Here is a 263-nt window from a genome sequence, read left to right as displayed (position 1 = left end):
GCGCGCCTATCGCCCCACGCTCACGCGTTACTAGCGTGCCGCGATCCTGCGGCGCGCGGCGGTCGCGTTACGGGCGCGCACTCAGGAGATTGCTGCCGTCATCACGGCAGAAGCCGGTTTGTGCATAAAGGATTCGACGTACGAAGCAGGACGTGTCGCAGATGTGCTCGTGTTCGGCGCAGGCGAAGTGATGAAGGACGACGGACAGATCTTCTCGTGCGATCTCACGCCGCACGGCAAGAAGCGGCGTGTCTACACGCAGC

General features: G+C 63.5%; 1 pseudogene. It reads left to right on the top strand.

Features of this window, described 5'->3' with window-relative positions:
• A pseudogene (locus SB822_RS58040) lies at positions 1 to 263 on the top strand (aldehyde dehydrogenase family protein); the annotation flags it as partial.

It is taken from the genome of Paraburkholderia sp. SIMBA_054 (assembly GCF_046534875.1).
Lineage (GTDB): Bacteria > Pseudomonadota > Gammaproteobacteria > Burkholderiales > Burkholderiaceae > Paraburkholderia > Paraburkholderia hospita.
The sequence above is the reverse complement of the archived record's forward strand: the minus strand, read 5'-3'. Positions and strand labels throughout refer to the sequence as shown.